Here is a 20,293-nt window from a genome sequence, read left to right as displayed (position 1 = left end):
TCGGGTTCTTTTGGTGTGATCATGAAATCATTCGTCTCTCTCGTCCTGGCCGGCATTGCCGGTTTTGCTCCGCTGGCGCAGGCCGCTACATTCGCGGAAACATCGGAATATTCGGCCACGGCGGCCAGCCCGACGACGGTCGGCGCCGGATATGATACGGTATCGGGCAGCCTCCGGTCGGGCGATCTCGATTTCCTCGCTCTCACGCTGGGCAGCACGGCGAGCACGGTGACTTTCGACTTCACCATTGCAAACACCGCTTTCGGCAACAACAGCTCCTTCAGCATTCTCTACAGCTATTCGCCCTTCGTGAGCGCGTGGCAGAGCAACACGGCCGAGAAGGACCAGTGGGGCAACCCGCTCGGCTACAATGTGCACAAGTCGGTCGCGAATGGTGTCGTGGGCACCGGAACCCTGGCCGGGGGCAACTGGGAGCCGACGCATCAGTCCTACAGCATCGCAGTCGATCCCTCTCTGGGCGGCACGCTTTACCTTTCGCTGATCGGAACCGGCGGCATCGGCGTTTCCAACTACAACATCGCGGGCTTCGCCGGAACGCCGGCGGAGGTGCCTGCTGTGCCGCTTCCGGCGGGCGGGTTGCTGCTGGCTTCGGCGGCGGGCGCGGCGGCCCTGTGGCGTCGGCGCAAGGCTGCCTGAGCCCGGGTTTCTGCCGAAGGGCTTGCTTCCTGCGCGATCCCGCGCGAAATAGCGTCCGGGCCTTGGTGCCCGGACGTTTCACATTCGCAGCAGGGATGGGGCCATGACCCAGAATATCGCCGTCCTCGGGGCTTCGGGCTATACCGGAGCGGAGCTTGCCCGGATCATCGCCACCCATCCGACGATGCGCATCACCGCGCTGTCGGGCGACCGCAAGGCCGGGATGAGCATGGGCGAGGTCTTCCCGCATCTGCGGCACCTGAACCTGCCCGATCTGGTGAAGATCGAGGAGATTGATTTCTCGAAGGTCGATCTGGCCTTCTGCGCGCTGCCGCATGCGACGTCGCAGGCGGTGATCGCCGCGCTGCCGCGTGACCTGAAGGTGGTGGACCTTTCCGCCGATTTCCGTCTGCGCGATCCGGCGGAATATGAAAAATGGTATGGCAAGCCGCATTCGGCGGTCGATCTGCAACAGGAAGCCGTCTACGGGCTGACCGAATTCTACCGCGACGAAATCCGCGCCGCACGGCTTTGCGCGGGCACGGGCTGCAATGCCGCCGCCGGGCAATATGCAATCCGTCCGCTGATCGAGGCGGGGGTGATCGACCTTGACGAAATCGTCATCGACCTGAAGGCGGGGGTGTCGGGCGCCGGGCGCAGCCTGAAGGAAAATCTGCTGCATGCGGAGCTGTCGGGCGGCACGATGCCCTATTCGGCGGGGGGCAAGCATCGCCATCTGGGCGAATTCGACCAGGAATTCTCGAAGGCCGCGGGGCGCCCGGTGCGGGTGCAGTTCACGCCCCATCTGATGCCCTTCAACCGCGGCATCCTCGCCACCGTTTATGTGCGCGGCGAGCCTGAGGCGATTCACGCGGCGCTGGCCCGGCGCTATGCGGAGGAGGTCTTCCTCGAAGTGCTACCTTTTGGCGCACTCCCCTCGACGCGCTCGATCGGCGGCTCCAATTATGTCCATGTGGGCGTCATCGGCGACCGGCTGCCCGGGCGGGCGGTGGTGATGGTGGCGCTCGACAACCTGTGCAAGGGATCTTCGGGGCAGGCGATTCAGAACGCCAACCTGATGCTTGGAAACGCGGAGACGGCGGGGCTGATGCTGGCCCCGGTCTTCCCGTAAGGAGAGGCGATGAAGAGCCTGAAGAAGAAGCGCCGGATCCAGATCATCGCCGTGGCGGCGGTGGCTTTGGCGGTGTCGACGGCGATGATCGGCTATGCCATGCGCGACGGCATCAACCTCTTCCGCTCTCCGACGCAGCTTGTCGACACCCCGCCCGCGGTGGGGGAGGTGTTCCGGCTCGGCGGTCTCGTCGAGGCCGGAACGCTGGTGCGCGGCGCGGGCGAGACGGTGACCTTCAATGTCACCGACGGCAACGCCTCGATCCCGGTGCGCTTCACCGGGGTGCTGCCCGACCTGTTCAAGGAAGGGCAGGGGATGGTCGGCACGGGCCGGATGGAGGAAGGCACCTTCGTCGCGACCGAAATTCTCGCCAAGCATGACGAGAACTATATGCCCAAGGAAGTGATCGACGCGCTCAAGGAGCAGGGCGTCTACGAAGAGCCGAAGTCCTGACGCATCGCTCCGGGGGGCGGCACCCTCGGGGGTTCTGATCCGTCAGTCGTCGGTGTCCGGCCATTCGTTGCCGCAGTCTGGGGTATTGCATGGCGAGCGGCTCACCCCGCGCACTGCCCGAACAGCCCGGCTCTCATTGTCCGTCGGGGGCGAAGGGATGGCGGCGGCCACCGAAATGCTGAGGCCCGTGCCCCCGCTTGCGGAGGGCGCCGGGGCATTGTCGTGGAGCAACCGCCCGCGCCTACCAGCTTACTTGCCAGAGATGACCCGGAACAGCGCGCGCCGTTCTTCGGGGCTGTGCGCGCCCTCGAACGTGGCCTTTTCCTCGGCGAAGCCCGCATATTGCGGACGGGGCGCCATGGCGAAGCCGTGATCGCTATCCGCGAGATGCACCGTATCATGGGTAAGCGGATGGATGCGGATGGCCTTGATCTCGAACCGGCGCGGCACGCGGCACACCGGGCCTTCGGCGACCAGACAGCCGAGCGCACGGGTCACGTCACCGAGGTCGGAGCGCAGCGGCAGCAGCAGCAGCCGCGCACTCAGCACCGGCCGACCGGCTCCGGCCTCCGACACCAGTTCCGCCTCGACGATCGCCGGTTCGCGGAATGCGGCCTCGCTTGCATCCGCAACGGCCTTGCGGGCGGTCGTGGTGAAGAACGCCGTCAGCGGCATGCCCCGCACTTCCATCCCCATCAGATCGTTCAGGTGCATGCCCGCCAGCCGGAAGCGCCCCATGCCGGGCGCGACGCGTTCCAGCACGAAGGAGAATTCGAGCGCGCGTTCGATCCCGCGCGGATTGATTTCCGAGCGCGGCGGCACCAGCCGGTTTCCGCGCACGCCGTCCCAATAGGCTCTCAGTTCGGCTGCCACCCGCAGGCCCAGCCCCGCCCGGGTCTCCATGCTGACAATCTTGTCCTTGCGTTCTTCGTCGTGATCCATGCTGTCCACCGCGTCCGGATCTGATGTCCGGCCTCAACTCTTTACCAATGCCCATCACTCGCCGGGGTTCCGGCAAACTTGACCCGATGGGCGAATAATCCTTAGTGGAGTTTTAATACCCCGAACTCGTCCCTAACAGAGAATTAATTGCACGAATGGTTAAAGCCCCCACACCTTACCACATCACAATTGTTTCCATGACAGGTTTTTCTTCACGTCAGGGTGAAGCCGCGGGGCAGGCATGGATCTGGGAGATCCGTTCGGTTAACGGCAAGGGCTTCGACCTGCGGCTGCGCCTGCCCGAGATCGAGGGTCTGGAAGCCGCCGCGCGCGCCGCCGTGGCCCGGGTGGCGTCTCGCGGAAATATCACGCTTTCCCTGCGGCTTACACGGAATGATCCGGGGGCTGGATTGCAGGTTTCGGAGCCGGGTCTTGCGGCGGCGCTGGCGGTTCTGGGACAGATCGAAGGGGCCGCCCGAGGGGCCGGTGTGACGCTCGCGCCGACCACCGCGGCGGAGGTCCTGGCGCTTCAGGGCGTGGTCGTTCCGCGCGTTTCCGAGCCGGCGGAGAGTGATTCCCTGCGTGCCGGACTGTTTTCGGACCTGGAGGAATTGTTACACGACTTCGCAACAATGCGCTCACGGGAGGGTGCCGAAATCGGTCAGGTGATCCGGGCGCAGGTCGATCGGATCGCCGGGTTAACTGATTCTGCGGCCCGCGCGGCGCAGGCTTGCCGCCCGGAAACGGAGGCGGCGCTGCTTGCGGCGCTCGCGCGCGTCGCGTCCTCGGCGCCGGGGGCCGATCCGCAGCGGGTGGCGCAGGAGCTGGCGCTGCTGGCGGTGAAGTCCGACGTGACCGAGGAGATCGACCGGCTGCGCGCCCATGTGACCACGGCCCGGGCGCTGCTGGCCGGTACGGGGCCGGTCGGGCGCAAGCTCGATTTCCTGACGCAGGAATTCGTGCGCGAAGCCAATACCCTGTGCGCGAAGTCCGCTTCGCCGACGTTGACCGCGATCGGGCTTGACCTCAAGCACGCCATCGACCAGATGCGCGAGCAGGTCCAGAATGTGGAGTAGGCCATGACCATTCGTCGCCGGGGATTGCTGATCATTCTGTCGTCGCCTTCGGGGGCGGGGAAGTCCACGCTGTCGAAGCGGTTGATGAGCTGGGATCCGACGCTGCGGTTCTCCGTTTCGGCCACCACGCGGGCGCCGCGCCCGGGCGAGGTCGATGGGCAGGACTATTATTTCGCGGCGCCCGAGACGTTCCGCGCGATGGTCGCGGAGGGCGAGATGCTCGAACATGCCGAGGTCTTCGGCAATTTCTACGGCACGCCGCGCCGCCCGGTCGAGGCCGCGATGGCCGAGGGCCGCGACACGCTGTTCGACGTGGATTGGCAGGGCGGGCAGCAGATCCGGCGTTCCGCGCTTGGCAAGGATGTGGTGTCGATCTTCATCCTGCCGCCGTCCATTGCCGCACTGGAGGGGCGGTTGCGGGGCCGGGGGCAGGACAGCGAGGAGGTCATCGCGAAGCGGATGGCGAAATCGCGTGACGAGATCAGCCATTGGGCCGAATATGATTATGTCGTGGTCAACCACGACGTGGATCAGGCCGAGGCGGAGTTGCGCACGATCCTGACGGCCGAGCGCGCCCGCGCCGACCGCCAGCCGGGCCTGACGGACTTCGTGCGCGGGCTGAACGAGGAGTTTGAAGCCAGATGATCTATGAACTCGACGGAATCGCGCCGGTCATCGGGGCGGGGGCCTGGGTCGCGCCGGATGCGAACCTGATCGGCAAGGTGGTGCTGGAGGACGACGCCTCGGTCTGGTTCGGCTGCACCCTGCGCGGCGACAACGAAGAAATCCGGGTCGGGCGCGGCTCCAACGTACAGGAAAACGTCGTGTGCCATACCGACATGGGCTATCCGCTGGTGATCGGCCCGGATTGCACGATCGGCCACAAGGCGATGCTGCATGGCTGCATCATCGGCGCGGGTACGCTGATCGGGATGGGGGCGGTGGTGCTGAACGGGGCGCGGATCGGCGCGGGATGCCTGATCGGTGCGGGGGCGCTGATCACCGAGGGCAAGGAGATCCCGGACGGATCGCTGGTGATGGGGGCGCCGGGCAAGGTGGTGCGGCAACTGGACGATGCCGCGCGCGAGAAACTGTTGCGCTCCGCCGCGCATTACCGCGCCAATGCCGCACGGTTCGCCGCCGGGCTGCGCGCCCTTTGAGATCAGGACAGGACTTCGATGATGTCGAAGTCCCGCCGCCCGCAGAGCTGCCGCACCTCGCACAGAACCATGTCGGCATGCGGCAACGGCGGCGACAGCGCCCGCAACGCCCCCCGGTAGCCGAGCCGGTCGAGCCGCCGCGCCACGTCGATGATGTCATGTTCGTCACACAGCAGCGGCGAAAGCACGATGTCGGGGCGCAGCCGGGCCAGAAGCGTTTCCCCCAAAGCACGCATCCGGGTGTGGAAGATCGCCGTATCGTGCAGCCCGCGCAGCACCGCGGGCAGGGTGGGCAGCGGGCTGACGAGCAGGATCCGGCGCCCGGCGAGGGTGCCGATCCGTCCGCCGGTCCCCGGTTTGGTTACCGTGGGGCCGTTTCTGTTGCGCAGGTGGCGTTTGCCTGTCGAGGGGATTCGGGGCATTCCATTCCTTCAAGCCTGCCGCGAGGAACGGGCCTCGTCTTTGGATTCAACAATTCGCGCAGGGTATATATAATTAGACATTATATGTGGACAATTGTGAGCGCAAATCTTTCCGTCACGTCATGAGAATGTCATGCAATGGTGATCCTCAGGAGTCCTAACCATCTGGATTGTCATCAATGTCTGAAACCCTGACCGTTGCGCTGATGGATGCGCTGCCCTTCGCGATTCTGCTGGTCGATCACGGCGAGAAGATTGTCCAGGCGAATCCCGTCGCGCGGGTGATGTTCGGCGAGGCGCTGGCCGGGCGGCCCTTCGTTACCGTTCTGCGCCAGCCGGCGATCGGCGAAGCGCTGGAGGCGGCGTTGCGGCAGGGGCAGCCGGGGCGGGTGCGGCTGCGTCTGGCGGCGCCCGGGCGGGAGGTCTCGGCGCTGGCGACCGTCGCGCCGATGCCGCCCGACTCCGACCTGCGGATGCCGCGCGGCGGGGCGATGGTCAGCATCGAGGATGTCACCGCGGTCGAGGAGGCCGAGGCGATCCGGCGCGATTTCGTCGCCAATGTCAGCCACGAATTGCGTACGCCGCTGACCGCGCTGATGGGGTTCATCGAAACCCTGCGCGGGGCCGCGCGGGAGGATCCGGCGGCGCGCGACCGTTTTCTGTCGATCATGGAGCGGGAGGCGTCGCGGATGAACCGGCTGGTGGGGGATCTGCTGTCGCTGAGCCGGGTGGAGGCGGAGGAGCGCCGCCGCCCGACCGCCGAGCTCGATCTGAGCGCGGTGCTGAAGGGGGCGATGCAGACCCTCCAGCCGCTGGCGCAGGCGCAGGGCGCGAGCCTGAGCCGGATGGGCGAGGAGGGGCGGCTGCCGGTGCAGGGCGATCCCGATCAGTTGACGCAGGTCTTTGCCAATCTGATCGAGAATGCGATCAAATACGGCGGCGGCGCGGTCGAGGTGGTGGTGTCGCGCATCGCGCATGAACCCGTGCTGCGCGGCCCGGGCCTGAAGGTCGAGGTGATCGACCACGGCGAGGGGATCGACGAGATCCACCTGCCGCGACTGACCGAACGTTTCTACCGCGTGGACACGCACCGCTCGCGCGAGCAGGGCGGAACGGGGCTGGGCCTCGCCATCGTCAAGCATATCGTCGCCCGCCACCGTGGCCGGCTGAAGATCGAGAGCGAGAAGGGCAAGGGCGCGCGGTTCAGCGTGTTCCTGCCGCTGGGATAGTCGGCCGCGCGGCCCCACTGGAAGGCGGGGCGGGGTCAGCCGCCCATCAGCCTCTTCACCTTCGCCAGCGCCCGGCCCAGAGACCAGCCGCTTTCCTCGACCACATCGGGGGCGTCGCGCAGCCACACAGCGGCGAGCGGCGCAAGGGTCATCTCGAACCCCGCCATCACCGCCCCGATCGACGGGCCGGACATCTCGCCCTTGGGCGCCACGATCGTCACCGGTTCGGAGCCCAGGTTGAAGAAGCAACTGAGCGCTTCCGTCCCCTGCACGCGGCGGAAGGCCAGCACCGTTTCCGGCACCTCCAGCCATTCCGTGCGCCCGGAGCGCAACGCCGGGGAGCCGCGCCGGAATGCCATAACCTTGCGGTAATGGGACAGCACGGACCCCGGATCCGCCTCCTGCGCGGCGACATTGCGCGCGACCTGCGGCGGCTTCACCGGCAGCCACGGGCGCCCGGCGGAAAAGCCCCCGTTCTCGGATCCGTCCCAGACCATCGGCGTGCGGCAGCCGTCGCGGCCCTTGTTCTCCGGCCAGAACCGCAGGCCGGGAGGGTCGGTCAGTTCCTCATACAGCAATTCGGTCTCGGTCTGGCCGAGTTCCTCGCCCTGATAGAGGCCGATGGTGCCCTGGAACGAGGCCAGCATCGAGATCGCCAGTTTCGCCACCGCATCCTGCGGGCCATGCCCGATCCAGCGGGTCACATGCCGGTTCACGTCATGGTTGGAGAACGACCAGCTTGGCCAGCCATCCGGCGCGGCGACGAAGAAGCCCTCGATGATCTTGCGGAAATGCGCGGGCGTGAACTCCGGCCCCAGCATGTCGAAGCTGTAGGCCATGTGCAGCCGGTCGTTGCCCGCAGTGTAATCGGCCATCAGCCGCAGCGCGCGCTCCGGCACATCGCCGATTTCGGCCAGCAGGCAGCGCCCCTCATATTCGTTGGTCAGCGCGCGGATCCGCTTGAGGAAATCGACGGTCTCCGGCTGGCTCTTGTCGTGGTCGTGATCCTGCATGTCGAAGGTCGAGACCGGCGGCCAGCGCTTCGGATCGGGTTTCGCGGGCGGGTTGTCGCGCAGCAGCGCGTCATGAATATAGGAATTCGCCGTGTCGAGCCGGAACCCGTCCACCCCCCGGTCGAGCCAGAAGCGCAGGATCCGCAGCACCTCATCTTGCACCTCGGGGTTGCGCAGGTTCAGGTCCGGCTGCGAAATCAGGAAATTGTGCAGGTAATACTGGCCGCGCTCGGGCGCCCATTCCCAGCTCGACCCGCCGAAATTCGACTGCCAGTTGTTCGGGGGCGAGCCGTCGGGCTTCGGATCGGCCCAGACATACCAGTCCGCCTTCGCGCCGCGCTTCCGGGAATCGGCGAACCAGGGGTGGCGGTCCGACGAATGGTTCAGCACCTGGTCGATGATGACCTTCAGGCCCAGTTCATGCGCGCGCGCGATCAGCGTGTCGAAATCCGCGAGCGTGCCGAACAGCGGATCGACATCGTAATAGTCGGAAACGTCATAGCCCATATCCGCCATCGGCGAGCGGTTGATCGGCGAAAGCCAGATTGCATCCGCGCCCAGCCGCGCCACATGGTCCAGCCGCGCGGTGATTCCGCGCAGGTCGCCGATGCCGTCGTCGTTGCTGTCCTGGAAACTGCGCGGATAGATCTGATAGATCACAGCGCCGCGCCACCAATCCTGATTCTGTGTCATTTTCAGCCCCTTTGCGCCATGTTGTGGCATCATAATCCTGCCGTTGAAACGGGCAAAAACGCCGGATCGTTCGCAGATGCGGAAAATTGAGCGGGAACGCGACTTGACGCCCGCATTGCCCTCTGCACATCAAGGGGAAGCCAAAAGCACGAAAGGCCGGATCGTGAAAGATGTCGTAGCTCCCACCGTCGAGACCCTCCGCAGCGAGATCCTCCATCATCTGACCTATTCGATGGGCAAGGATGCGGATCATGCTTCGGTCTATGACTGGCGCATGGCGCTGAGCTTCGCGATCCGGGACCGGATCGTGAACCCATGGTTCGCGGCGACGAAACAAACCTGGGATCAGGGGCGCAAGCGGGTCTACTACCTGTCGATGGAATTTCTGATCGGGCGGATGCTCGAAGATGCGGCGATCAACCTCGGCATGCGGGCGGCCTGCCGCGAGGCGATCGAGAAGCCTTGGGCAGGACTGGCATGCGGTGGTCGAGGACGAACCGGATGCGGCGCTCGGCAACGGCGGGCTGGGGCGGCTCGCGGCCTGCTACATGGAGAGCATGGCGACGCTGGGCTGCGCGGGCTATGGCTACGGCATCCGCTATGAACACGGCCTGTTCCGGCAGGGGTTCGAGGACGGCCGTCAGGTCGAATTCCCCGAGGACTGGCTGAAACAGCGCCATCCCTGGGAATTCGAGCGCCCCGAAGTGGCCTATGAGATCGGCTTCAAGGGGCACGTCGAGAAGAAGGGCAACACCTCGGTGTGGATTCCGGGCGAAACCGTGATCGCCGAGGCCTTTGACATGCCGATCATCGGCTGGCAGGGGCGGTGGGCGAACACGCTGCGGCTGTGGTCGGCGAAGTCGATGAAGATCTTCGACCTCGCGCGGTTCAATCACGGCGAATATGCGGCGGCGGCGGAGCCCGAGACGCTGGCGCGCACGCTCAGCCGGGTGCTCTATCCGGACGACACCACCTATCAGGGCAAGGAACTGCGCCTGAAACAGGAATATTTCCTGACCGCCTCGGCGCTGCATGACATCATCCGGCGGCATCTGGCGGGGGGCTATGCGCTCACCGACCTGTCGAAACATGTCGCGATCCAGATGAACGACACCCATCCGGCGATCGCCGGGCCGGAACTGGTGCGGATTCTGGTCGACCTGCACGGGATGGATTTCGACGAGGCGATTGGCATCGCGGTCGAGACGCTGGGCTATACCAACCACACGCTGCTGCCCGAGGCGCTGGAGAAATGGGCGAACTACCTGATGAGCGCGGTGCTGCCACGGCACATGCAGATCATCGAGATGATCGACGCCTGGCACCTGCGCACCAACCCGTCGCGGCCGCATTACGTCGGCATCGTGAAGAATCACGAGGTGCGGATGGGCGAACTGGCCTTCATCACCTCGCACAAGGTCAACGGCGTTTCGGCGCTGCATACCGAGTTGATCAAACAGAACCTGTTTCCGGAACTGAACCGCCTGCATCCGGGGCGGATCGTCAACGAAACCAACGGGGTGACGCCGCGCCGCTGGATCCGGTCGGCGAACAAGCATCTGTCGCATCTGATCTCGGACACGATCGGCGATGTCTGGGAAGCGGATCTGGACCGGCTGAAGGAGTTGGAGAAACACGTCGAGGACAAGGCCTTCCGCGACGATTTCGCCAAGGCCAAGCAGGAGAACAAGACCGCGCTGGCGAACTGGATCGGCGAGACGCAGGGCGTGAAGATCGACCCGACGGCGATCTTCGACGTGCAGGTGAAGCGGATCCACGAATACAAGCGCCAGCTGCTGAACATCCTGCAAGTCATCGCCGACTGGCACGAGATCCGCTCGAACCCGCAGGGCAATTACCAGCCGCGGGTGAAGATCTTCGGCGGCAAGGCGGCACCCGGCTATCAGGCGGCAAAGGAAATCGTGCGGCTGATCAACGACGTGGCCGAGGTTGTGAACAGTGACCCCTATGTCGGCGACCGGCTGAAGATCGTCTATCCGGCGAATTACAACGTTTCGATGGCGGAGCGGCTGATTCCGGCGGCGGACCTGTCGGAGCAGATTTCGACGGCGGGCAAGGAAGCCTCCGGCACCGGCAACATGAAGTTCGCGATGAACGGTGCGCTGACGATCGGCACGCTCGACGGTGCGAATGTGGAGATCCGCGAACAGGTGGGGGCGGAGAACTTCTTCCTGTTCGGCCTGACCGCGCAGGAGGTGATCGACCGCCGCAAGGATCCGGAACATGCCCGCCACGCGATCATGGCCAGCCAGGCGTTGCAGGACGTGTTGCAGATGATCGCGGAGGGGCGGTTCAGCCCGGACGAGCCGACGCGGTACCACGGCCTTGTCCATACCATGTGGCATTCGGACTATTTCCTGGTGTCCTCGGATTTCGAGGCCTACCGTGCCGCGCAGGCGGAGGTCGATGCGGCCTTCGGCGATCCGGATCGCTGGTGGCGCATGGCGGCCCTGAACACGGCGCGCATGGGTTTCTTCTCCTCCGACCGGGCGATCCGTGGTTACATGGGGGATATCTGGGGAACTGACTCGGCCCTGTAGGGGGCCTGAGGGGGGGAATTGGGACTGATCGAACGCTCCGAGGCCGAAGCCCTGGCACAGGGTCGCCACAGCGATCCTTTCGCGGTGCTGGGATACCATTCAACGAAGGACGGAGGCCGCATCGTCGCCCTTGTGCCCGATGCGGAGCGGCTTTGGGTCACGGCCGAAAAGGAGGTCGAGCTTCAGCCGGTCATCCCCGGCGTGTTCTGCGGCAAATGGGACGGTTCGCCCTATCGGTTGCGGGCGCGCAATGCGATTTCGACTTGGGATTTCGAGGATCCCTACCGCTTCGGCCCGGTGCTGGGGGAGATCGACGAATATCTGATCGGCGAAGGCACCCATCGTCGGCTGTGGGAAGTGCTGGGCGCCCATGTGATCACGCACGAAGGCGTGCGCGGCGTGCATTTCGCGGTCTGGGCGCCTTCGGCGATCCGGGTTTCGGTGGTGGGCGGCTTCAACAACTGGGACGGGCGGCGCCATCAGATGCGGCGGCGCGGCGCGACCGGGGTGTGGGAGATCTTCGTGCCCGGCGTGATGGCGGGCGAGGCCTACAAATACGAAATCCTCGGCGCGGATGGCGTGCTGTGCCCGCTGAAGGCCGATCCGGTCGGTTTCGGCGCCGAACATCCGCCCGCGACCTCATCGCTGGTGCGGGAACTGGGGCTGCATCTGTGGGGCGATGGCGCATGGCTGAAGGCCCGCGCGAAGGCGCAAGACATCCACGCGCCCGTCTCGGTCTATGAGGTGCATCTCGGTTCCTGGCGGCGGGTGGCCGGTGCGGGGAACCGTTCGCTCAGCTATCATGAGCTGTCGTCGCAACTGCTCGATTACGTCGTGGACATGGGCTTCACCCATATCGAGATGCTGCCGATCACCGAACATCCGTTCGAGGGAAGCTGGGGCTATCAGCCGATCGGCCTCTATGCCCCGACGATCCGCCATGGCCGCCCGGAGGAATTCGCGGCGCTGGTCGATGCGGCGCATCGGCGTGGGGTGGGCGTGATCCTCGACTGGGTGCCGGGCCATTTCCCGATGGATGACCATGGGTTGCGCCGGTTCGACGGCACGCCGCTTTACGAACATGCCGACCCGCGCGAAGGGTTCCACCACGACTGGAACACGCTGATCTACAACTACGGCCGACGCGAGGTGGCGAATTACCTTGAGGCGAACGCGCTCTACTGGCTCGACCAGTATCATCTGGACGGGCTGCGGGTGGATGCGGTGGCCTCGATGCTCTACCGCGACTATTCGCGCCCGGCGGGGGAATGGGTGCCGAATGCGAAGGGCGGGCGCGAGAACCTGGAGGCGATCGCCTTCCTTCAGGCCGTCAACAAGATGTGCTATGGCGAGAAGCCCGGCATCATGACCATCGCCGAGGAAAGCACCGCCTATCCGGGCGTCACCCGGCCGGTTCACAAGGGCGGTCTGGGGTTTGGTTACAAATGGAACATGGGCTGGATGAACGACTGGCTGCGGTATTTCTCGATGGATCCGATCTATCGCCGCTGGCACCATAACGACCTGACCTTCGCCAGCTCCTACATCTACAGCGAGAATTTCGTCCTGCCGATCAGCCATGATGAGGTGGTCCACGGCAAGGCTTCGATGATCGGCAAGATGCCCGGCCCGGACGACCAGAAATTCGCCAACCTGCGGGCGTTCTATGCCTTGCAATGGGCGCATCCGGGCAAGAAACTGCTGTTCATGGGACAGGAATTCGGCCAATGGCGGGAATGGGATCACAACGGTCAGCTTGACTGGGATCTTCTGGCCTATCCGCGCCACGAAGGGCTGCGGCGGCTGGTGCGGGATCTGAACCGGCTCTACCGCGATCTTCCGGCGCTGCATTGGGGCGATGCGGAGCCCTCCGGTTTCGCCTGGATCGAGGCCGATGATGCGGAGCGTTCCGTTTATATTTTCGAGCGCCGCGCCCCGAAGGAACCGCCGGTCGTCGTCGCGGCGAACCTGACCCCGGTCGAGCGGACGCTGCGCATCGGCCTGCCGGCGGCGGGAAGCTGGCGCGAATTGCTCAACACCGATTCCGAATATTATGGCGGCAACAACTGGGGCAACCTCGGGCTGATCGAAGCCGAGGCAATCCCGTCGTCGCGCCGCGATTTCAGTGCCGAAGTCTATCTGCCGCCGCTCTCGGTGGTCATGTTTACGCCCGCCGAGGCGTAGTCAGGGGGGATCATGGAAAACCACGCCAACCAGCGTCTGTCATCGCAGGCGATGGCCTTTGTTCTTGCGGGAGGGCGGGGGTCGCGCCTGAAGGAGTTGACCGACCGGCGCGCGAAGCCGGCCGTCTACTTCGGTGGCAAGACCCGGATCATCGACTTCGCCCTGTCGAATGCGCTGAACTCCGGCATCCGCAAGATGGCGATCGCCACGCAATACAAGGCGCACAGCCTGATCCGCCACATGCAGCGCGGCTGGAATTTCTTCCGCGCGGAGCGCAACGAATATCTGGACATCCTGCCTGCGAGCCAGCGGGTGGATGAGAACAAGTGGTATATGGGCACCGCCGATGCGGTGGCGCAGAACATCGACATCATCGAGGATTACAACGTCAAATATGTCGTGATCCTGGCGGGCGATCATATCTACAAGATGGATTACGAGGTGATGCTGCGCCAGCATGTGGACAGCGCGGCGGATGTGACCATCGGCTGCCTGACCGTGCCGCGGGCGGAGGCTTCGGCCTTTGGCTGCATGGCGGTGGACACCACCGGGCGGATCACCGATTTCCTGGAAAAGCCGGAGAATCCGCCGGGCCTGCCGGGGGATCCGGAGAATGCGCTGGTGTCGATGGGGATCTATGTCTTCGACTGGCAGTTCCTGCGCGAATTGCTGATCCGCGATGCGGAGGATCCGAATTCCAGCCACGATTTCGGCAACGACCTGATCCCGCAGATCGTGAAATACGGCAAGGCGATGGCGCATCGGTTCAGCGACAGTTGCGTCAAGACCGGGCTGGAGACCGAACCCTATTGGCGCGACGTCGGCACGATCGACGCCTTCTGGCAGGCGAATATCGACCTGACCGATTTCACCCCGAAGCTGGATCTGTATGACCGGACCTGGCCGATCTGGACCTATGCCGAACTGGTTCCCCCGGCGAAGTTCATCCATGACGAAGACGGTCGGCGCGGCTCGGCGGTGTCCTCGCTGGTATCGGGGGATGTGATCGTTTCGGGGTCCGAGGTGCGCAATTCGCTGCTGTTCACCGGCTGCCGGGCGCATAGCTGGTCGAGCGTCGATTATGTCGTGGCCTTGCCCTATGCCGATATCGGGCGCCATGCGCAGCTCAGCCGTTGCGTCATCGACCGTGGCGTGCAGATCCCCGAAGGGCTCGTCGTGGGCGAGGATCCGGAGGAGGATGCCCGCTGGTTCCGCCGGTCGGAGGGCGGGGTCGTGCTGATCACGCAGAGCATGCTGGATCGCCGCGCGGCGGTTCTGGGCTAGGAGGGCGTCATGAAGCGCGTTCTGTCGGTTGCCTCGGAAGCGGTGCCGCTGGTGAAGACCGGCGGCCTGGCGGATGTGGTGGGGGCGCTGCCCGGTGCTTTGGCCGGGCAGGACTGGAACATGCGGGTGATGATCCCGGCCTATCGCGGTGTTCTCGACCGGATCGGGCGGGACAATCCGGTCTGGGGCGCGCCGGATTTCTTTGGCGGCGCGGCACGGGTGTTCCTGGGCGCGGTCGGCGACGTCGAGGTTCTGGCGCTCGACGCGCCGCATCTGTTCGACCGCGCGGGCGGGCCCTATTCCGACATGTGGGGCGATTACGGCGACAATGCCGAGCGGTTCGCGGCGCTCAGCTGGGCCGCGGCGGAGATCGCGCGCGATGGGGTGGGGGGCTGGAAGCCCGACCTGCTGCATGCCCATGACTGGCAGGCGGGACTGGCGCCTGCCTTCCTGAAATACTGGGGCGTGGGGCTGCCTTCGGTCCTGACGATCCACAACATGGCGTTTCAGGGGCGGTTCGGCCCGGCGCGGATTGGTGCGATGCGGCTGCCACCGGAATGGTTCCACCGCGAGGGTTATGAATTCTGGGGCGATATTTCGACGCTGAAGGCCGGGATCATGGCCGCCGATGCGGTCACCACCGTCAGCCCGCGCTACGCCGAGGAGTTGATGCGGGGCGAGTTCGGCATGGGGCTCGAAGGCGTGATGCAGGCGCGGGCCTCTGTGGTGCATGGGATCCTGAACGGCGTCGATACCACGGTCTGGAACCCGGAAACGGATCCCGCCATCACGCCCTATTCGGCGGGCAAGCTGGCGCCGCGATTGAAGAACCGCAAGGCGCTGCTGGCGGAATTCGGTCTGGATCCGAAGCTGCCGGGGCCGCTGGCGATTCTGGTGTCGCGGCTGACACCGCAGAAGGGCATCGACATGATCCCCGAGGCGATCGGCGATTTCGTCGCGGGGGGCGGTGGGCTTGCGGTGCTGGGCACCGGGGATGCCTGGGCCGAGGGCATGATGCACGAAGTCGCCGCGCGTTATCCGGGCCGTGTCGGCCTGCGGATCGGCTATGACGAGGGGCTGAGCCACCGGATGTTCGCGGGCGCGGATGTGGTTCTGGTGCCGTCACGGTTCGAGCCCTGCGGCCTGACACAGCTTTACGGCCTGCGCTACGGCTGCGTTCCGGTGGTGGCCGGGGTCGGGGGGCTGGCCGATACGGTGATCGGCGCGACCCCGGCGACCGAGGCGGCGGGGGCGGCGACGGGGGTGGTGTTCCATCCGGTGGACGGGCTGGCGCTGCGCCAGGCGTTGCGGCGGACCCTCGCGCTTTATGCCGACAAGGCGGGCTGGACGGCGATGGTGAAGCGCGGGATGAAGGCCGATTGGGGTTGGGGCCGCTCCGCCGCGCGCTATGCCGCGCTGTATGAGCAGCTTGTGGCGCGATGATCGGCCCCGGAGATCCGCTGGTGCTTAGCGCGACGCCCCGCGCGGGCGGTGTCAATTTCGCGCTGTTCTCGGCCCATGCCGAGCGGGTGGAACTGTGCCTGTTCCGCGACGGGCGGGAGGAATCGCATTTCCTGCCGGAACGGTCGGGCGATATCTGGCACGGATTTCTGGCCGATGTGGCACCGGGCACGGCCTATGGTTACCGGGTTCACGGACCCTGGGCGCCGGAGCGCGGCTACCGGTTCAACCCGGCCAAACTGCTGATCGACCCCTATGCGCGGGCGCTGTCGGCGCCGCTGCGGTGGGATCCGCTGATGCAGGGCGGCATCGGGCCGCAGCGTCCGGACCGGCGCGACAGCGCGCCGGTGATGCCGCGTTCGATCATCTGCGAAGTTGAGAAACCGCTTTGGGATCGACCCGCAACCAGTTGGCAAAAAACGATTATCTATGAGGCTCATCCGAAGGGCCTGACGATGCTGCACCCGGAGGTGCCCGAGCCCCTGCGCGGCCGGTTCGAGGGGTTGGCCTCGGCGCCGATCATCGCGCATCTGCGGCGGCTGGGGGTGACCGCGCTGGAACTGCTGCCCTGCGCGGCCTTCATCGACGACCGGTTTCTGGTGGAAAAGGGGCTGCGGAACTACTGGGGGTATCAGCCCATCGGCTTCTTCGCCCCCGATCCGCGCTATGGTGGGCCGCAGGCGTTCCGCAAGATGGTCCGGGGCCTGCATGCCGCGGGGATCGAGGTGATCGTCGATGTCGTCTTCAACCATTCGGGCGAGGGCGACGGCGCGGGGCCGACGGTCTCGATGCGCGGGATCGACAACGCCTGTTATTACCGGCTGGCCGAGGGCGGGCGCAGCTATGTCAACGACACCGGCACGGGCAATACGCTGAACACGGCCCATCCGGCGGTGCTGCGGATGGTCACCGACTGCCTGCGCCATTGGGTCGAGGAACTGGGCGTGGACGGGTTCCGCTTCGATCTGGCGGCCACCATGGCGCGCGGCGCGGCGGGCGGGTTCGACGGCGAGGCGGCGCTGATTTCCGCGATCCGGCAGGATCCGGTGCTGCGCGGGGTGAAGCTGATCGCTGAACCCTGGGATATCGGGCCGGGGGGCTACCGTCTGGGTGGGTTCCCCTGGCCGTTCGGCGAATGGAACGACCGCTACCGCGACGGGGTGCGCCGGTTCTGGCGCCGTGATCCGGGGCAGATGCCGGAGCTCGCGCGGCGGATTTCGGGCTCGGCGGAGATTTTCGATCAGGACGGGCGTTCGGCCACGGCTTCGGTCAATTTCCTCACGGCGCATGACGGCTTCACCCTGCACGACCTTGTTTCCTATAACGAAAAGCAGAACGAGCCGAATGGCGAAGGCAACCGCGACGGGCACAACGCCAACCATTCCGAAGCGTTGGCGGAGGGGGACAAGGCCGGGCGCAAGCGGGCGATGCTCACGACTCTGCTGATTTCGCAGGGCGTGCCGATGTTGCTTGCGGGGGACGAAATCGGCAATTCGCAGCAGGGCAACAACAACGCCTATGCGCAGGACAATGAGATCGGCTGGATCGACTGGGCGGCGGCGGATTTCGGGCTGATGGATTTCGTCGCGCGGCTGGTGGCGATCCGGCAGGCGCATCCGGTCCTGCGGCAGCGGCGGTTCCTGCATGCCAATATCCGCAAACAGGACGGGATGCGCGATCTGATCTGGCGGCTGCCCTCGGGGGCGGAGCCGACGACGCAGGACTGGCTCGATGCGCAGGCGCGCTGCCTGTGCGTGGAAATCCGCGGTGCTGCCGAAGGGCCGGAGGGCGAGGCCGCGCGGGAGGCGGTTCTGGTCATCTGCAATGCCGGGGAGGAGGTCGAGGCCCGCCTTCCCGAAGGCCGCTGGACCCTGCTGGTGGACAGCGCCGATCCCGATGCGCCGGAACGTGCCCATGATGGCGCGACCACTTGCGTCCGCGCGCAATCCGTTCAAGTGTTCACGCGCCCAACCTGCTTTCAGGAGCAATCATGACGATCTTTCAGACCAAGCCGTTCGACGGCCAGAAACCCGGCACTTCGGGCCTGCGCAAGAAGACGCCGGTCTTCATGCAGCCGGATTATCTGGAGAATTTCATCCAGTCGACCTTTGACGCGATCGGCGGGGTGGCGGGCAAGACGCTCGTGCTGGGTGGCGACGGGCGCTATTTCGGGGTGCAGGCGGCGCAGACCATCCTGAAGATGGCGGCGGCCAATGGCGCGGCGCGGGTGATCGTCGGGCAGGGCGCCTGGCTCTCGACCCCGGCGGCCTCGAACCTGATCCGCAAGCGCGGGACGGATGGCGGGATCATCCTGTCGGCCAGCCACAACCCGGGCGGCCCGAACGAGGATTTCGGCGTCAAATACAACATGTCGAACGGCGGTCCGGCGCCCGAAGCGGTGACCGAGGCGATCTTTGCCCGGACCAAGGAAATCACCGAATACCGCAGCCTCGACGTGGCCGATGTCGATCTGTCGAAGCCGGGTGAGGTGATCCTGGGCGATATGTTCGTCGAGGTGGTTGATCCGGTTGCGGCCTATGCCGACCTGATGGAGAGCCTGTTCGATTTCCCGGCGCTCAAGGCGCTGTTCGCGGGCGGCTTCCGGATGCGGATGGATTCGATGTGCGCGATCACCGGCCCTTATGCGGTCGAAATCTTCGAGAATCGCCTGGGCGCGCCGAAGGGGACGGTGACCCATGCCACGCCGCTGCCGGATTTCGGCGGGATGCACCCGGATCCGAACCCGACCTGGGCGCATGAGTTGATGGCCGAGATGATGTCCGCCGACGGTCCCGATTTCGGCGCGGCTTCGGATGGCGATGGCGACCGGAACATGATCGTCGGGCGGGGGATCTATGTCTCGCCGTCGGACAGCCTGGCGGTGATCGCGGCGAATGCGCATCTGGCGCCGGGCTACAAGGGCGGGCTGAAGGGCGTCGCGCGATCGATGCCGACCTCGGCGGCGGCGGATCGGGTCGCGGTGGCGCTCGGCATCGAGAGTTATGAGACGCCCACCGGCTGGAAATTCTTCGGCAACCTGCTGGATGCGGGCAAGGCGACCGTCTGTGGGGAGGAAGAGCTTCGGCACCGGCTCCGACCATGTGCGCGAGAAGGATGGCCTCTGGGCGGTGCTGATGTGGCTGAACATCATCGCGGCGCGCGGGCAGAGCGTGGCGGAGATCATGGCCGACCACTTCGCCCGCTTCGGGCGGAACTACTATTCGCGGCACGATTACGAGGCGCTGCCGACCGATGTCGCGAATGCGATGCTGGACGACCTGCGCGGGCGGCTGGCGGGGCTGAAGGGGCTGCGGACCTCGGGCCTGACGGTGGCGGAGGCGGATGAGTTCTCCTATCACGATCCGGTCGATGGCTCGGTTTCGGCGCATCAGGGCTTCCGGATCCTGTTCGAAGGCGGTTCGCGTGCGGTGCTGCGGCTCTCCGGCACGGGGACCGAGGGCGCGACGCTGCGGGTCTATTACGAACTCTATGTTCCGGGGCCGGAGGGGTTGGCCGAAGATCCGCAGGCGGCGCTGGCGCCGATCATCGCGGCGGCAGAGGAGATCGTTGGCATCCGTGCCCGGACCGGGCGGCCCGGCCCGAACGTGATCACCTGAGTCAGCGCAGCTTCGGCGCTGCACCCGCGGCGCCGACATCCGCAACCCCCATGCGCAGGCCCGCCCCGATCCGGTGGGCCAGCGCGGACCAGCCCTGCGCGGCCTCGGGCGGCAGGGTGTCCTTCAGCGTGGCGTCAAATTCCGCCAGCCATTCGGGGAAATGCTCGGGCGCGACATTCCCGGCCCGGCGATGCGCCATCATCGGCGAGCCTTCGTAGCCGGGCTGATACAGGATCGCGCCTTTCCAGAACCGGGCGATCTTGGCCTCATGCGCGGGCCAGTCGGTGATATGGGCGGCGAAGACCGGGGCCAGCACGGGATGCGCGCGGACACGGGCGTAGAACCGGGCGACGACGCGCTCGATCTCTTCTTCGGTCACCGGGAAGCGGGGCGGGGGCAGGGTGTTCAT

General features: G+C 65.8%; 15 protein-coding genes and 2 pseudogenes. 13 read left to right on the top strand and 4 right to left on the bottom strand.

Annotation, left to right across the window (positions count from 1 at the left end; translation table 11 throughout):
* The first annotated feature begins 21 nt into the window (after window positions 1-21).
* The 3 genes from QM789_RS00915 to ccmE all read left to right on the top strand — a co-directional run bounded on the left by QM789_RS00915 (window position 22) and on the right by ccmE (window position 2,242).
* Window positions 22-657, top strand: a complete 636-nt coding sequence (locus tag QM789_RS00915; RefSeq protein ID WP_420350111.1) for a hypothetical protein — start codon at window positions 22-24, stop codon at window positions 655-657.
* Between the two features lie 103 nt (window positions 658-760).
* Window positions 761-1,789: an N-acetyl-gamma-glutamyl-phosphate reductase gene (argC, locus tag QM789_RS00910; protein ID WP_420350110.1), complete on the top strand. Its 1,029-nt coding sequence runs from the start codon at window positions 761-763 to the stop codon at window positions 1,787-1,789.
* 9 nt (window positions 1,790-1,798) lie between these two features.
* Entirely contained in the window at window positions 1,799-2,242 is a 444-nt protein-coding gene (ccmE, locus tag QM789_RS00905) for a cytochrome c maturation protein CcmE (RefSeq protein ID WP_420350109.1), read from the top strand.
* A 249-nt stretch (window positions 2,243-2,491) separates the two neighbouring features.
* Here ccmE and QM789_RS00900 read toward each other — a convergent pair whose 3' ends face one another.
* Complete coding sequence (locus QM789_RS00900) at window positions 2,492-3,184, bottom strand: PAS domain-containing protein (RefSeq protein WP_420350108.1); 693 nt, start codon at window positions 3,182-3,184, stop codon at window positions 2,492-2,494.
* 197 nt (window positions 3,185-3,381) lie between these two features.
* Here QM789_RS00900 and QM789_RS00895 point away from each other — a divergent pair, with 197 nt between their 5' ends.
* The 3 genes from QM789_RS00895 to QM789_RS00885 are packed head-to-tail and all read left to right on the top strand — an operon-like array spanning window position 3,382 to window position 5,420.
* Window positions 3,382-4,260 carry a YicC/YloC family endoribonuclease gene (locus QM789_RS00895; RefSeq protein WP_420350107.1) on the top strand — a complete coding sequence of 293 codons (879 nt, stop codon included), beginning with the start codon at window positions 3,382-3,384 and terminating at the stop codon, window positions 4,258-4,260.
* A 9-nt stretch (window positions 4,261-4,269) separates the two neighbouring features.
* Window positions 4,270-4,905 carry a guanylate kinase gene (gene gmk, locus QM789_RS00890; RefSeq protein ID WP_420350738.1) on the top strand — a complete coding sequence of 212 codons (636 nt, stop codon included), beginning with the start codon at window positions 4,270-4,272 and terminating at the stop codon, window positions 4,903-4,905.
* Window positions 4,902-5,420, top strand: coding sequence for a gamma carbonic anhydrase family protein (locus tag QM789_RS00885; RefSeq protein ID WP_420350106.1), 519 nt, complete (start codon window positions 4,902-4,904; stop codon window positions 5,418-5,420). The genes gmk and QM789_RS00885 overlap by 4 nt, the downstream gene beginning before the upstream one ends.
* Before the next feature lie 2 nt (window positions 5,421-5,422).
* On the opposite strand, the gene QM789_RS00880 is transcribed toward QM789_RS00885, so the two are convergent.
* Complete coding sequence (locus QM789_RS00880; protein WP_420350105.1) at window positions 5,423-5,842, bottom strand: hypothetical protein; 420 nt, start codon at window positions 5,840-5,842, stop codon at window positions 5,423-5,425.
* Window positions 5,843-6,021: 179 nt separating this feature from the next.
* Between QM789_RS00880 and QM789_RS00875 the strand changes: the two genes are divergently transcribed.
* A complete protein-coding gene (locus QM789_RS00875; protein WP_420350104.1) occupies window positions 6,022-7,071 on the top strand; it encodes a sensor histidine kinase in 1,050 nt (349 codons plus the stop codon).
* Window positions 7,072-7,106: 35 nt separating this feature from the next.
* On the opposite strand, the gene QM789_RS00870 is transcribed toward QM789_RS00875, so the two are convergent.
* Window positions 7,107-8,777 carry an alpha-glucosidase gene (locus QM789_RS00870; protein ID WP_420350103.1) on the bottom strand — a complete coding sequence of 557 codons (1,671 nt, stop codon included), beginning with the start codon at window positions 8,775-8,777 and terminating at the stop codon, window positions 7,107-7,109.
* A gap of 232 nt (window positions 8,778-9,009) precedes the next feature.
* Between QM789_RS00870 and QM789_RS00865 the strand changes: the two are divergent.
* From QM789_RS00865 to QM789_RS00840, 6 genes and pseudogenes are all read left to right on the top strand, one after another.
* Window positions 9,010-11,338 (top strand): annotated as a pseudogene (locus QM789_RS00865) (glycogen/starch/alpha-glucan phosphorylase).
* Between the two features lie 18 nt (window positions 11,339-11,356).
* The gene (gene glgB, locus QM789_RS00860) at window positions 11,357-13,522 is read left to right on the top strand and encodes a 1,4-alpha-glucan branching protein GlgB (protein WP_420350102.1); all 2,166 of its coding nucleotides are present in this window, start codon (window positions 11,357-11,359) and stop codon (window positions 13,520-13,522) included.
* 12 nt (window positions 13,523-13,534) lie between these two features.
* Complete coding sequence (gene glgC / locus QM789_RS00855) at window positions 13,535-14,806, top strand: glucose-1-phosphate adenylyltransferase (RefSeq protein WP_420350101.1); 1,272 nt, start codon at window positions 13,535-13,537, stop codon at window positions 14,804-14,806.
* A gap of 9 nt (window positions 14,807-14,815) precedes the next feature.
* Complete coding sequence (gene glgA / locus QM789_RS00850) at window positions 14,816-16,249, top strand: glycogen synthase GlgA (protein ID WP_420350100.1); 1,434 nt, start codon at window positions 14,816-14,818, stop codon at window positions 16,247-16,249.
* On the top strand, window positions 16,246-18,261 hold the full coding sequence (gene glgX / locus QM789_RS00845) for a glycogen debranching protein GlgX (RefSeq protein WP_420350099.1): 2,016 nt from the start codon (window positions 16,246-16,248) through the stop codon (window positions 18,259-18,261). The genes glgA and glgX overlap by 4 nt, the downstream gene beginning before the upstream one ends.
* Window positions 18,258-19,884 (top strand): annotated as a pseudogene (locus tag QM789_RS00840) (alpha-D-glucose phosphate-specific phosphoglucomutase). Before glgX ends, QM789_RS00840 begins: the two are co-directional and overlap by 4 nt.
* A gap of 1 nt (window position 19,885) precedes the next feature.
* Here QM789_RS00840 and QM789_RS00835 read toward each other — a convergent pair.
* Window positions 19,886-20,293, bottom strand: coding sequence for a group III truncated hemoglobin (locus QM789_RS00835; protein WP_420350098.1), 408 nt, complete (start codon window positions 20,291-20,293; stop codon window positions 19,886-19,888).

Source organism: Paenirhodobacter sp. (genome assembly GCF_047600745.1).
Lineage (GTDB): Bacteria > Pseudomonadota > Alphaproteobacteria > Rhodobacterales > Rhodobacteraceae > Rhodobacter.
Note: the sequence above shows the minus strand (reverse complement) of the source record. Positions and strands in the feature narration are given on the sequence as shown.